This window comes from Bacillus sp. EB106-02-03-XG38 (assembly GCF_058792175.1).
The window spans coordinates 320,998-333,787 of the sequence record NZ_JBYTED010000003.1 but is presented as its reverse complement, the minus strand read 5'-3'; the positions used below and the strand labels follow the sequence as shown (position 1 = coordinate 333,787).

Here is a 12,790-nt window from a genome sequence, read left to right as displayed (position 1 = left end):
CCTGTTGGACCTGTGTCACCTGTTGCTCCCGTCGCCCCTGTTGGACCTGTGTCACCTGTTGCTCCCGTCGCCCCTGTTGGACCTGTGTCACCTGTTGCTCCCGTCGCCCCTGTTGGACCTGTTGGACCAAGCTTAGGAACTGTCCCATCGCAGCTAAAACAACATGAATCAACATGTACACCATTTTGATTATTACACCCACAATATCCATTTAAATTATTGCTCCATGAATACATGTTGATCCCTTCCTTCAGATTCAATCTTTTAAGTATAGGTAACAAATTAAAAAACATCTATCAAATAACACAGAACAACTTTACTCTGTACATTCTAATAATTATTACATGCAATTTACTCTCCTTTTGCTTGTACTTTCGCCCCATCTCCACAGATTATTAATCATACATATTACGCTTTCTTACACAACCAAGTTCCCATTTAAACTCCACATATTCGCCAAACTGTTTAGTAAAGAGACCTATCCTCCATAAATAACAACTGCATTATATATAAATTCACATAATATGCTATTTTTCGTCAAAATTTTAAAAAAATATTGACATTAAAAATACCCTCATAGTATGATTTTGGTGTTGCAAATGATAATGATTTTCAGTTGTAAACAAAAACTTATTTGGGGGCAGAAGATGAAGAAAATTCTCAGTATTTTCATAGTAGTTCTTCTATTCGCTGTTGGATGCGGACAGCAAAAAGAGGAGAAAAAAGAAACAAAGACAGACGATAAGAAACAAGCTATAACAATTAAACACGCTGAAGGGGAAACAAAGTTAGATAAACCAGCGAAAAAAGTTGTTGTACTTGAGTGGGTATATTCAGAGGACTTATTAGCGCTTGGTGTTCAGCCAGTAGGGATGGCAGACATTAAGAATTATAATAAATGGGTAAATACAGCAACAAAACCAGGTAAAGATGTTGTAGATGTAGGGACACGTCAACAACCAAACTTAGAAGAAATTAGCCGTCTAAAACCAGATTTAATTATCACAGCTTCATTCCGTAGTAAAGCTATTAAAAATGAATTAGAGCAAATTGCACCAACAGTTATGTTTGATCCATCAACAAGCAATAACAATCACTTTGCTGAGATGACAGAAACATTTAAACAAATCGCAAAAGCAGTTGGAAAAGAAGAAGAAGGTAAAAAAGTATTAGCTGATATGGATAAAGCATTCGCTGATGCAAAAGCAAAAATTGAAAAAGCAAACTTAAAAGATAAAAATATCGCAATGGTACAAGCATTTACAGCTAAAAATGTACCAACATTCCGTATCTTAACTGACAATTCTACAGCTTTACAAGTTACAAAAAAATTAGGTTTAACAAATACATTTGAAGCTGGAAAATCTGAGCCGGATGGTTTCAAACAAACAACTGTAGAATCATTACAAGGTGTACAAGATTCAAACTTCATTTACATTGTAGCGGATGATGATAACATTTTTGACACGCAACTAAAAGGGAATCCTGCTTGGGAAGGATTAAATTTCAAAAAAGAAGACAAAATGTATAAATTAAAAGGCGACACTTGGATTTTCGGTGGTCCTGAGTCTGCAAAATCTTTAGCAACACAAGTAGCAGATGTAATGACAGCGAAGAAGTGATTACACGATGAATAGCTTACAACATACACTTCGAGCAAGTCTTGTATTCGGAGGAGGAGCATCTCTCTTGCTCCTCCTTTTCTTTATTCACATCGGACAAGGTCAAGCAAACATTTCCTATAGTATGATTATTGATGCTCTTATCTCACCGAACCAATCGCTAGAGCACCAAACTTTAATTATGCTTCGATTACCTAGAGCAGTAATTGCCATTTTAGCTGGAGGTGCCCTTGCTGCGTCTGGGGTTATTTTACAAACGTTAACGAAAAATCCACTTGCTGAATCCAGTACAATGGGGATTCACTCTGGCTCATATTTCTTTCTAGTAGCGGCTACAATTTTCTTACCGAAAGGTCTACAAATTCATTCACTTCTTTTCACATTTATCGGTGGTGCAATTACTGCTTTATTTGTATACCGTATTTCTGGTGGAAAAAAGGGAACCCCACTTAGAATGGCACTAGCTGGGATGGTCGTTACATTAATGCTTTCCGCCTTTACTGGAACAATGCAGCTTTTTTATGAAAATGAAACAGCAGGTTTATTTTTATGGGGAGCTGGATCTCTGATTCAAAATAACTGGGATGGCGTTCAATTCGCTTTTCCATTTATCATTATTTCTTTCCTAGTTTTACTAGTTATATCTCGTAAACTCAACATTCTCTTACTTGGTGATGATGTTGCTGTTTCTCTTGGTGAAAAAACAGCAGTAACACGTCTTATCGCCTTCATTGCTGCAATCTTTTTAACAGCTGTAATTGTAACTGTTGTTGGACCAATTGGATTTGTCGGCTTAGTTGCACCACATTTAATGCGCCTTATTGGCTACCGTCAGCACTTAACTCTCCTTCTCTCTTCTTTCTTATGGGGAGCAGTTTTATTACTTGGGGCAGATGTTGTCGGTAGATTAATAGATCCAACCGGTGCAGAACTTCCTGTTGGGGCAGTCACAGCAATGATTGGGTCGCCTTGGCTTATTTACTTAGTGTATCGAATGATGAAGTCGAAACAATATATGAATGATAACGGTGCGAATGCAGCTGGAGCTAGTTCCCGCTATTACCCTTATAAAAAGGTAATCATTATATCTATCACGCTTTGTATTGTGACGATTGCTCTTGGTGTTACTATTAGTAGTAACGCTTATATCGAAAGCATTACAAATGTTATATCCGGTCAATTAACACAATTTGATAAAAATATGATGATGAACCTTCGTTTACCAAGAATGCTCGTCGCTGCTATTGCTGGCGCATGCCTTGCAATAAGCGGGCTTGTTTTCCAAGGTATATTACGAAACCCTCTCGCCGATCCTTCTATTATTGGTATTTCATCGGGAGCTGGTGTTGGTGCTTTAACTATTATGTACGTCTTTCCCGCACTTCCTGGTTTCTTCCTACCAATTGGTGCATTTATCGGCGGATTACTTGCCGTTGGAATTGTCCTCTTTTTCTCATGGAAATCAGGATTTAGCCCAACAGCCCTTGCCTTAATAGGAATCGGTATTTCAGCTCTCGGCTCAGCGATTATTCAAATCTTTATTGTTAGAGCAAATTTGAACGTCGCTTCTGCCTTAACATGGCTATCAGGTAGCACATATGCAAGAGGATGGAATCACTTAGAAAATATCATTCTATATCCATCGCTAATTCTTGTACTCATTATCTTTTTCTTAATAAAACAACTTGATGTTCTCGTACTTGGAGACGATTTAGCAACGGGGCTCGGGCAACCAGTAAATAAAACACGCCTAGCTCTTATTGTGTTAGCAACACTACTTGCATCTGTAAATATCGCAGCTGTCGGTACGATTGCCTTTCTAGGTCTTGTTGCACCTCACTTAGCACGAATCGTCGTTGGTATGAACCATCAAAGATTATTCGTTTGCTCCGCACTATTTGGAGCAATCCTTCTTTCTATTGCTGATTTACTCGGACGAACAATTGCATACCCGAAAGAAATCCCTTCTGGTCTTGTCGTTGCTGTGCTTGGAGCACCTTATTTCTTATGGTTGATGAGGAAGAGCGGGAAGAAGGTTAATTAAAAAAGAGGCTTCTTATGTGAGAAGCCTCTTTTTTAATTCATTCTCATAAGCCTAAAGGAAACTATCTTTTTTTCACGAATTTAACCTATGAACATAACTAGGGGGGATAACAATGTATCAAACACTTAAAGGCTTCTTACAATCATGGACATACGAGGCTGAGTCTACTCAAAAGATGCTCGATGCATTAACAGATGAATCTTTGTCACAAGAAATCGCACCTGGGCACTGGACGTTAGGCAGGGTTGCTTGGCATATCGTGACGGCAATTCCTGTTATACTATCTGGCACAGGGCTAAAGTTTGAAGGAGAAACAAAAGATTATCCTGTTCCAACTTCTGCAAAAACAATTGCAGATGAATACCGTAAAGTGAACGCGGCTTTCGTTGAAACACTTCAAAATAAATGGACTGATAAAGACTTAGCTACTATTAACGACTTCTTTGGTCGTCCTATGCCGAATTCTATATTTTTAATGACACTTATTAATCATCAAAATCACCATCGTGGACAAATGACAGTTTTAATGCGACAAGCTGGCTTAACAGTCCCTGGCATATACGGTCCTGCAAAAGAAGAATGGGCTGCGGCTGGAATGGAAGTTCCTAAAATGTAACTACAAAAAAAGACAAGGTATTTACACATCTTGTCTTTTTCTGTAACTTGTTTCATGTGAAACTTTATAATACATCTTCCTTCTCTATATTTTTAATTCCGTAATATGCAATCACACCTCCAATTGCTGCTAGTGCTAGTTGAAGAGGAAGAAAAGTTGCTGTAGTAAACGTTGGGTTGCTATTCATTGCAATTGATACAACGATAAGGGATGAAACAATTGTAGTTGGCACTGAACGTTTACGCATTCCAAAATATAATGGGATTAAACTCATTCCCGCAGTTGCAATAGCTAAAGGAACCAGTTTTATTCCTTCTTGCATCAATTGATCTACTGTAAATGGATTAGGAAGAATTGAAAAATAGCTATCTATCCCAAAGAACATTCCTACTACTAAAATATTAGATAAAATAACTGTTATAAATGTTAATGTTGCTGTAATAACCAACTTACTAAGCATCATTTTCTTTCGGTTAATTGGATAAGAAAACATAAGTAGTATTGTTTTGTTTTTATATTCACCAATTATTAACCTTGCGATTAAAACACTACCAAAAATAATAAATGTTGCTCTTACTAATGTACTAGCCATTAACAAAACCATCTGTGGATCTCTCATTTCTGGATCTCCTTCTATTTGAGAAACGATGCTCGTAAAGATCAGTAATGCCAGTATAGCGATATTTGCAATAATCGCTCCCCTCACATACCATCCAATCTTAAACTTCTTCAGTTCTAGCTTCATAAGACGTAGCATGATAGTCCTCCTTTCATTTACATTTTAATCGATATAAATTACCCCTGTTTCACTTAAAATCTTCACTTTGTTTTTTGCATCGCCAATCGTTCCTATTTTTATTTTTTCTGTATTTTTATCTTTCTTAAGTCCTTTTAAATCCACTATTACGTCAGCCGAATTACTTTTAGCCATAAGCTTCAATGATGCCGGGACACCTTTATACCGTACGCCAATATCTCCTGAATTTGTTTCTACAAATAATGATTTTCCTTCTTTCATATCTTTCAGTAATACTTCACCGGATATTGAAGTGATTTTCATATTTTCGTTTTTTATATTTTTCACATAATTATCGCCAGTAGTAGAAATTATATTTACTTCTTGTAACGAACTATCTTTTAACATTAAATCTCCACTTTCGGATGTGAACTCACCCTTATCTACCGATAGTCCTACAACCATTTCATCTCCAGACTCACTTTTTGTCACGATATTTTTCACTTCTATATCCCTTATTTTCACATCACCCGATTTATTATTTAATATAATTTTATCTATTTCTTTCTTCGGAACAGCTATAGATATACTATTTTTCTTCCGAAACGAAAAACCATTAAAAAATCTGGTCGTCTTTTGTTTTTGCTTAACTATAACTTTATTCCCTACCTGTTCTATTTCGACAGGATCTACCTCTTTATCTAATCGTTTACCTTGAGCCGAAATGACTATTTTGTTAGCTTCTGTACCTTTAAATTCAACATCCCAGTTTTCATTGTCTACTTCTATTTCTTTTATATGATTTATCTCAAAAGACTGTTCTTTCTTAAAATCTTTCCCCTGAAATGTCTTAAAACCAAAAATCACACTAGCAATTGTCAGAAATAAAATTGCACTTACTATTATTTTTTTCAACATTCATACCCCAGTTCATTGTTGTTTTATGCTTGCTTCACGCCACATCAATCTTGTCGATTTTACGATACGATAGATAACTAATGAAAATCCCTAATAAACAGAGCACTATTGGGATAGCTATAAAATCAAACATACTTACTTGATCGCTTCCAGCCCCAACGTTACCACTAATTAGCATCCCAATTATTACTGCCGAAGTAATCGTTGTCGGTGTTGATTTCTTTCTCATCCCAAAAAATAAAGGAATTAAACTTATACCAGATATCATAAATGCACTTATAATAGTAGTTGGAACGATAGCTATTATTTCACCTATCGTAGTTGGCGTTTCAATCAGTCCCATCATTGGACTCACAAAATATACGAGCAAACTAATAATAAAAGTGGCGATAATCGTGCTCACAAAACAAAAACAAAAAACAATTGTTAATTTCGCTCTCATTAACATTTTTCTTTGCAGTGGGTACATAAATGATAGTTGTATCGTTTTGTTCTTATACTCATCAATTACTAAACGTGATAAAATGACCGAACTAAAAATAATGAATGTTATCCTAATAAAAACATTTGCTAAAGCCATGTTCTGTGTGAAGTCAGAGAAGAGCACGTCTCCCTCGGCTTTAATTCCTAATGCCATAAGGCTTACTGCAGCGAAAATTGCTATAATACAAATTGCTACACTTTTAAAGTAACTAGATAATCGATGCTTTTTCCACTCAAGCTTCATTAATCTAAGCATACAAACCACTTCTCCATTCTTTATATAACTATCTCTATGCTACTAACATTCTAATTCCAGCAGTAACTACGCTCATCATTCCGATCACTATTAGAATTAACAACCATTTCCTCTCAGGTTTTCTATAATATAAAAACCCACTTATGAACATTACGATCAATCCACTTACTAGATTCACTAACAATCCATTAAGCATGAATGCCCTCTCCATCCATTACATTTAAGAAATATTCTTCTAAGGAACTATGTTTCTTATTAATACTTTCAATTTCTACATCGTTCATAATAAGTGCTTTTGAAATAGCTTGCTGCGTCGCCTTTAATTCATACACACGAATCATGTTTCCACTCATTATTTTGTAATTTTTTATACCGAGTTTATCTTCTAAAATATAAGCTGCACGTTTCACATCAGGGACAGTAATTTCAATGTACTCTGTTTGTTTTCCGTTAATACTCTTCATTGAAACTTCTTTTATTAGTTTTCCATTTTGAATTACACCAATTGTATCTGCCATTAGTTCCATCTCGCCTAAAATATGACTAGAGACTAATAACGTAATACCATATTCTTTGCAGAGCATTTTAAATAATTCTCGTAATTCTTTAATACCTATTGGATCTAAACCGTTAATTGGCTCATCTAAAATGAGTAGTTCTGGCTTTGTCATAATCGCCCTTGCAATACCAAGTCGTTGCTTCATCCCTAATGAAAAATCTTTTACTTTTTTATCATCTATACCGTGCAGTTTTACTAAATGTAAAGCATGATCAATTGCGTTCTTGTCGTAATATCCCATATATTCACAATGTAATTCTAAGTTTTCCTTCGCCGTTAATTTATCATAAAAGATTGGATATTCGATAATGGTCCCCATACGCTTTAACAATTCATAAGATGTATCCGTTAACTTCTCTCCGAAAATTTCAATATCACCGCTCGTCGGTTTTATTAAATTTGTGATCATTTTCATAATCGTTGTTTTACCTGCACCATTTGGTCCTAAGAAACCGTATATCTCTCCTTTTTTCACATGCATGTTAACGCTAGAAATAACTTCTTTTCCTTTAAACACTTTCGTTAACTGATTCGTTTTTAATATATATGTCATGTCATTTTCCCCTTTCGCAATACTTTATATTTCTATAATAGACAATGGAAATCTCTTTTTTCTTACCCATTCCTTACAAATTCCTTACGCTGAAAAAAAGCTTGTAGAATCTAATTCTCTACAAGCTAAAACAGCATCTTTTTTAATACGACTGTAAAAATTGTTTTTTCATATGGCTTACTAGAAAGATGTATTTTTCCATCCATCACTTCCACAAGCCTTTTCGTAATCGTTAATCCTAGACCACTTCCTTGGTACAATCTATTTCTTGAATCTTCAAGCGTGTACATACGCTCAAATACTTTATCAATATGAGATTCATCAATTCCTTTTCCTGTATCCCACACATCTATATACACACTCGTTTCATCATCTCTTAACATCACACCAAGTGTCTTTCCATCGTCTCCATATGTAATTGCATTTGATATTAAATTATTCAATACTCTACCTAATACTTCTACATTTCCAAGTGCATATATATTTTTTTCTGGTATATTAATATGAACTTGAAACCCTTTCGTCGTCACTAAATCATAAAAAGATAAAATTTTCTCACGACAAACTTCATTCATATTTACTTTTGTCATTTCGATTGCCTTGTCACCAGATTCTAGTTTTGCTAAATCAAAAAACTTATGAATCAGTTCCATGACTTCTAGCGTTTTCACATGTACCTTTTCAAGTAATATTTGCTGTTCTTCTTTACTCATCGTTTTATCCTTATTTAACATTTCTGTATATCCAAGAATAACTGTTAGTGGCGTCTTTAAATCATGTGAAATATTTGAAAGCATTTTTCTCATCGAAATTTCTACTTTCGCATGATCTGCATTCGTTTTCTGTTTTGCATCTAATAATTGATTAATTGCCACTAATAATTTTTGCAATTCTAGATCATCTGTCATAACGAGTAACTTCTCGCCTGTTTGTTCATTTACAATACTTTCTAACTTTTCATATGTGTATCTTAAATTTTTGCTACTGTTTTTCCTCATTTTATATTGTATGTAAATGACACATAACAATATAAAAACAATACCTATTAACAAATTGACCATATTACATCACTTCCAACTTATAGCCGATGCCCCATAACGTTTTAATGTATTCTGGATTAGATGGATCACTTTCGATTTTCTCACGCAATCTTCTCATATGAACATTAATAACGTTATCGTCACCATAATACTCTTCGTTCCAAATTAGCGTATATATTTGTGCTTTTGTAAATACACGATTTTGATTCTTTACAAACAGTTTTAGAATCTCAAATTCTTTTAAAGTAAGTTTGAGAGGATTCCTATTTTTTTCCACAGTAAAATTAGTTAGATCAATCGTTAAATCACCAATTTGAATCATCTTTTCTTCTGTTGATTCTGTAGCCGAGTATTTCGTAGATCTCCGAATACCTGCCTTTACACGTGCAGCTAATTCAATCATAGAAAATGGCTTACAAATGTAATCATCTGCTCCAAGTCCTAATCCGACAGCTTTATCAACATCTGTGTCTTTTGCCGACATCATTAAAATCGGAACAGCACTTTTTTCACGAATAATACGTACAACCTCTAATCCGTCTAACTTTGGCATCATTATATCAAGGATCACTAAATCAAAAGATGATTTAAAAAAGGCTTGCACCCCTTCTTCTCCATCAGACGCAATCGTAACTTGAAAACCTTCCTTTATTAAATACTTTTCCACCATCTCTTGAATTGAAATATCATCTTCAACTAATAAAATATGATGTGACATATGTCTATCCCCTTTTTTACAAACATTAGCATTTTAATTGTATCGCAACGAATGAATGCTGGAAACAATTATATGAATTTTCAAACCAACTTCCCTTCCTTCCTTAACAATGATATGATGAAATTCACTACGATTGTTCATAATTAACTTTATATAAAGGAGACTTATCATGTCAGAAAACAAAAAAGTAAGCTTAGCTGATTTAATGCGCGAACAACTTGCAAAGAAAAAGCAAGGGAACGGTAATGGTCAAAATGCTAAAAACCAAAGCCAAGAAACAAAAAAATTACAAAACCAACAAACGAAGAAAACAAACAACCAACGTAGACGTACAGGTGTATAAATGAACGGTCAAAAACGTTCTAATATCGCACCAGGCCTTGAAGTTGATATTGTATTAAAACAAGATCAACGCACAGGCAAACTAACACGTGGAATTGTAAAAGATATTTTAACAAACTCTCCTTCCCATCCGCATGGCATTAAAGTACGATTGCAAGACGGGCAAGTCGGTAGAGTACAAAATATCGTTCAATAAGAAAAGGAGCTCAAGTAAACGCGAGCTCCTTTTTCTTTATTACCCTCTAATTTTCTCGATGAAAACTACTTTTAAATAGTCTCCTTCTTTAAATTGATCAATGGTACGAAAATCTTCTGGTAAAGAATGTTCTTCTAATATTTTATATTTGCCATTCATTTCTTTAAATGCCGTATCGATAAAGCCTTTAAACTTTTTCATATCAAATGCGCTACAATTTGTAGAAGCAACGATAATCCCGTTATTTTCTGTAATGGCAATTGTTTCTTTTAATAAGTTTTTATAATCTTTCGCTGCACTAAATGTATATTTCTTTGAACGTGCAAAGCTTGGAGGATCAAGTACGACCATATCAAATTTCATCTTTTTCTTCGCTGCATATTTGAAGTAAAGGAATACATCTTCTACAATAATATCTTGTGCTTCATAATCAACTTCATTTACACTGAACTGCTCAATCGTTTTACTTAAACTACGATTTGCAAGATCCACACTCGTCGTTTTGCTCGCTCCACCAAGCGCTGCAAATACGGAGAAAGCACCTGTATAAGAGAACATATTTAACACGGTTCTTCCCCTTGCATACTTATCACGAATTTGTTTTCGAACGTTACGCTGATCTAAAAATACACCAACCATCGCTCCGTCATTTAAATAAACAGCAAAGTTCACACCATTCTCTTTTACGATAAGCGGGAACTCACCACGCTCTCCTGCTACGAAATCATCGCCTTCAATGTATTTCCCTTTCGTATCAAAACGCTTTTTCTCATAAATCCCTTTAAAGTTTGCTACTTTTTGGAGAGCTGCGATAATCTCATCTCTGAAAGTATAAATCCCTTCACTATACCAACTTACTACATAATAGCCATCATAATAATCGATGATTAAGCCTCCAAGACCATCACCTTCACCGTTTAAGACGCGGAATGCTGTCGTATCACTTGATTTGTAAAATTGCTTTCGTTTATGTAAGGCAGATTTTATTTTACTTTCAAAGAAAGTTTGATTAATTTGTTCACTCTCTTTTCTCGTTAAAATCCAGCCGTATCCTTTATTTTGTTTTCCATAATAGCCTTTTCCGATAAATTGGTTCTTCTCATCTACTACCTTAATGATTGTTCCTTCTTCCTGAACATCATTTAAATTTTGAATCGCATCTTTTAAAATAAGCGGATATCCACTTTTAATTTCTTTTATAAATTTCGGTTTTATTTTTACAGTTACTTCTGATCGCATATAATAACTTCCTTTCCATTTGCATGCTTTCTCTACAGGAAGCATTTAAAAAGCGAGGCTGAAAAAACAGCCTCGTTTCACTATACCATATTATTGCTTTGCTAGTACAACTCGCTCATTCTCTCGCTTAACTGCCACATATTTACTACATTTTGAACTGAAATTCTTACTGTCCAACATAGTAGAAAAAATACTTATATATTTCACATTTACCATTGACATTGATAATGATTTTCATTATCATTTAATGTATATGAATTCTCGAAAATACAGGCTACATTTAATAGGAGGAATAAACATGATTATTGTTACAAATACAGCTAAAATTACAAAGGGTAATGGACATAAATTAATTGATCGTTTTAATAAAGTAGGTCAAGTCGAAACAATGCCAGGCTTTTTAGGATTAGAAGTGCTTCTAACGCAAAATACAGTTGATTATGATGAAGTAACAATTAGCACTCGCTGGAATGCAAAAGAAGATTTCCAAAGTTGGACGAAGAGCCCAGCATTTAAAGCTGCTCACTCCCATCAAGGCGGAATGCCAGATTATATTCTTGATAATAAAATCTCTTACTATGATGTAAAAGTTGTACGTATGCCAATGGCTGCAGCACAGTAAACATATTTCTTTTTTAAAGTATAGAATATGAGGAGCGTTACCACTTCTCATATTCTATACTTTTTTTACTGTCTTTTTACTAGTTTCGCATGTACGACTAACCTTCCTGCTTCCGGATCAAGTGCATAGTCACACGTCGAAAGTGTTACGATTTGATCACTTGCTGTCAATTTTATATCCGTTTTGTACAGCGATTTCTCCTGAATTCCCTCCAAAAATGATACGTATTCCATATCACTGCTAAAATCCGTTTCAATGTAATAAAAATCAGTTGTTGTTGTATACACCGAGAACACTTCAAGATCATATCCTTCAAATAATGTATCGTAATATAATTTACGATGCGCCATGAAGAATTCCTCATCTAACATTTTCTTTAAACTTCCAAACATAGAACCATCTTTCATACGGTGACCATATAAAATCGTATTTCGATTTTGAGATTTCACATCATTACGATAGTCCATAAAGATGCTTCCTGCTCTCATATCTTCACCTTTATAATTACGGAACAAATAGTAATCATTGTCTTTCGCTTGAACGATTGGATAATTAATTTGTGTATCATCCATCGTAATCCATCCAACTATTTCTTCGTTAATTTGCTGCAGAGCTTTGAATTGTTTACGCACTTCCCCATCTTGTGATTGCTCTTCCATCGGACTTTTTTCATAAATGTTTTGTGCTTCGGCCATTACTTTACGATTTTCATAGTAATCCATAAAAATATCACCTAATTCATATACGGAATAGAAAAAGGTACCTAAAAAAACAACTGTAAGTATTCGTTGAAAAAAAGAATTCTTCTTCCGTTCTTTTTTACTACTCAAATTATCACCTCAAAAC

General features: G+C 34.6%; 16 protein-coding genes. 6 read left to right on the top strand and 10 right to left on the bottom strand.

Features of this window, described 5'->3' with window-relative positions; genetic code table 11:
* Positions 1–236: collagen-like triple helix repeat-containing protein (locus AC3WTI_RS16205; RefSeq protein ID WP_492304380.1), on the bottom strand; the 236-nt coding region annotated here is incomplete at its 3' end.
* Between the two features lie 411 nt (positions 237–647).
* Here AC3WTI_RS16205 and AC3WTI_RS16200 point away from each other — a divergent pair.
* From AC3WTI_RS16200 to AC3WTI_RS16190, 3 genes are all read left to right on the top strand, one after another.
* Positions 648–1,622, top strand: a complete 975-nt coding sequence (locus AC3WTI_RS16200) for an ABC transporter substrate-binding protein (protein ID WP_097840812.1) — start codon at positions 648–650, stop codon at positions 1,620–1,622.
* A 7-nt stretch (positions 1,623–1,629) separates the two neighbouring features.
* The gene (gene fhuB, locus AC3WTI_RS16195; protein ID WP_087957112.1) at positions 1,630–3,666 is read left to right on the top strand and encodes a Fe(3+)-hydroxamate ABC transporter permease FhuB; all 2,037 of its coding nucleotides are present in this window, start codon (positions 1,630–1,632) and stop codon (positions 3,664–3,666) included.
* Between the two features lie 112 nt (positions 3,667–3,778).
* Positions 3,779–4,282 carry a DinB family protein gene (locus tag AC3WTI_RS16190; protein WP_097840813.1) on the top strand — a complete coding sequence of 168 codons (504 nt, stop codon included), beginning with the start codon at positions 3,779–3,781 and terminating at the stop codon, positions 4,280–4,282.
* Positions 4,283–4,346: 64 nt separating this feature from the next.
* On the opposite strand, the gene AC3WTI_RS16185 is transcribed toward AC3WTI_RS16190, so the two are convergent.
* The 7 genes from AC3WTI_RS16185 to AC3WTI_RS16155 form a co-directional block, all read right to left on the bottom strand.
* Positions 4,347–5,039, bottom strand: a complete 693-nt coding sequence (locus AC3WTI_RS16185; protein WP_087957113.1) for an ABC transporter permease — start codon at positions 5,037–5,039, stop codon at positions 4,347–4,349.
* A gap of 24 nt (positions 5,040–5,063) precedes the next feature.
* A complete protein-coding gene (locus tag AC3WTI_RS16180) occupies positions 5,064–5,936 on the bottom strand; it encodes a DUF4097 family beta strand repeat-containing protein (RefSeq protein WP_142305824.1) in 873 nt (290 codons plus the stop codon).
* A gap of 34 nt (positions 5,937–5,970) precedes the next feature.
* Positions 5,971–6,675 carry an ABC transporter permease gene (locus tag AC3WTI_RS16175; protein ID WP_087957115.1) on the bottom strand — a complete coding sequence of 235 codons (705 nt, stop codon included), beginning with the start codon at positions 6,673–6,675 and terminating at the stop codon, positions 5,971–5,973.
* 34 nt (positions 6,676–6,709) lie between these two features.
* Positions 6,710–6,871, bottom strand: coding sequence for a hypothetical protein (locus AC3WTI_RS16170; RefSeq protein ID WP_179192041.1), 162 nt, complete (start codon positions 6,869–6,871; stop codon positions 6,710–6,712).
* On the bottom strand, positions 6,864–7,787 hold the full coding sequence (locus AC3WTI_RS16165) for an ABC transporter ATP-binding protein (RefSeq protein ID WP_087957117.1): 924 nt from the start codon (positions 7,785–7,787) through the stop codon (positions 6,864–6,866). The genes AC3WTI_RS16170 and AC3WTI_RS16165 overlap by 8 nt, the downstream gene beginning before the upstream one ends.
* A 125-nt stretch (positions 7,788–7,912) precedes the next feature.
* Positions 7,913–8,848, bottom strand: a complete 936-nt coding sequence (locus AC3WTI_RS16160) for a HAMP domain-containing histidine kinase (protein WP_087957118.1) — start codon at positions 8,846–8,848, stop codon at positions 7,913–7,915.
* A 1-nt stretch (position 8,849) separates the two neighbouring features.
* On the bottom strand, positions 8,850–9,545 hold the full coding sequence (locus AC3WTI_RS16155) for a response regulator transcription factor (RefSeq protein ID WP_097840814.1): 696 nt from the start codon (positions 9,543–9,545) through the stop codon (positions 8,850–8,852).
* Positions 9,546–9,714: 169 nt separating this feature from the next.
* Here AC3WTI_RS16155 and AC3WTI_RS16150 point away from each other — a divergent pair, with 169 nt between their 5' ends.
* Positions 9,715–9,888 carry a hypothetical protein gene (locus AC3WTI_RS16150; protein ID WP_001293578.1) on the top strand — a complete coding sequence of 58 codons (174 nt, stop codon included), beginning with the start codon at positions 9,715–9,717 and terminating at the stop codon, positions 9,886–9,888.
* A complete protein-coding gene (locus AC3WTI_RS16145) occupies positions 9,889–10,083 on the top strand; it encodes a YwbE family protein (RefSeq protein ID WP_001014310.1) in 195 nt (64 codons plus the stop codon). It abuts the gene before it with no gap.
* 39 nt (positions 10,084–10,122) lie between these two features.
* Here AC3WTI_RS16145 and AC3WTI_RS16140 read toward each other — a convergent pair whose 3' ends face one another.
* Positions 10,123–11,322 (bottom strand): class I SAM-dependent rRNA methyltransferase, encoded by a 1,200-nt coding sequence (locus tag AC3WTI_RS16140; protein WP_097840815.1) that lies wholly within the window; start codon positions 11,320–11,322, stop codon positions 10,123–10,125.
* Positions 11,323–11,620: 298 nt separating this feature from the next.
* Between AC3WTI_RS16140 and isdG the strand changes: the two genes are divergently transcribed.
* The gene (gene isdG / locus AC3WTI_RS16135) at positions 11,621–11,944 is read left to right on the top strand and encodes a heme oxygenase (RefSeq protein ID WP_097840816.1); all 324 of its coding nucleotides are present in this window, start codon (positions 11,621–11,623) and stop codon (positions 11,942–11,944) included.
* 65 nt (positions 11,945–12,009) lie between these two features.
* Here the strand turns inward: isdG and srtB are convergent, their stop codons facing one another.
* Complete coding sequence (gene srtB / locus AC3WTI_RS16130) at positions 12,010–12,774, bottom strand: class B sortase (RefSeq protein ID WP_097840817.1); 765 nt, start codon at positions 12,772–12,774, stop codon at positions 12,010–12,012.
* Between the last annotated feature and the right edge of the window lie 16 nt (positions 12,775–12,790).

Bases quoted from the DNA above. Each gene is read 5' to 3' on its own strand.
- AC3WTI_RS16200 (WP_097840812.1), top strand. From the start codon at position 648: ATGAAGAAAATTCTCAGTATTTTCATAGTAGTTCTTCTATTCGCTGTT.
- fhuB (WP_087957112.1), top strand. From the start codon at position 1,630: ATGAATAGCTTACAACATACACTTCGAGCAAGTCTTGTATTCGGAGGA.
- AC3WTI_RS16190 (WP_097840813.1), top strand. From the start codon at position 3,779: ATGTATCAAACACTTAAAGGCTTCTTACAATCATGGACATACGAGGCT.
- AC3WTI_RS16185 (WP_087957113.1), bottom strand. From the start codon at position 5,039: ATGCTACGTCTTATGAAGCTAGAACTGAAGAAGTTTAAGATTGGATGG.
- AC3WTI_RS16180 (WP_142305824.1), bottom strand. From the start codon at position 5,936: ATGTTGAAAAAAATAATAGTAAGTGCAATTTTATTTCTGACAATTGCT.
- AC3WTI_RS16175 (WP_087957115.1), bottom strand. From the start codon at position 6,675: ATGCTTAGATTAATGAAGCTTGAGTGGAAAAAGCATCGATTATCTAGT.
- AC3WTI_RS16170 (WP_179192041.1), bottom strand. From the start codon at position 6,871: ATGCTTAATGGATTGTTAGTGAATCTAGTAAGTGGATTGATCGTAATG.
- AC3WTI_RS16165 (WP_087957117.1), bottom strand. From the start codon at position 7,787: ATGACATATATATTAAAAACGAATCAGTTAACGAAAGTGTTTAAAGGA.
- AC3WTI_RS16160 (WP_087957118.1), bottom strand. From the start codon at position 8,848: ATGGTCAATTTGTTAATAGGTATTGTTTTTATATTGTTATGTGTCATT.
- AC3WTI_RS16155 (WP_097840814.1), bottom strand. From the start codon at position 9,545: ATGTCACATCATATTTTATTAGTTGAAGATGATATTTCAATTCAAGAG.
- AC3WTI_RS16150 (WP_001293578.1), top strand. From the start codon at position 9,715: ATGTCAGAAAACAAAAAAGTAAGCTTAGCTGATTTAATGCGCGAACAA.
- AC3WTI_RS16145 (WP_001014310.1), top strand. From the start codon at position 9,889: ATGAACGGTCAAAAACGTTCTAATATCGCACCAGGCCTTGAAGTTGAT.
- AC3WTI_RS16140 (WP_097840815.1), bottom strand. From the start codon at position 11,322: ATGCGATCAGAAGTAACTGTAAAAATAAAACCGAAATTTATAAAAGAA.
- isdG (WP_097840816.1), top strand. From the start codon at position 11,621: ATGATTATTGTTACAAATACAGCTAAAATTACAAAGGGTAATGGACAT.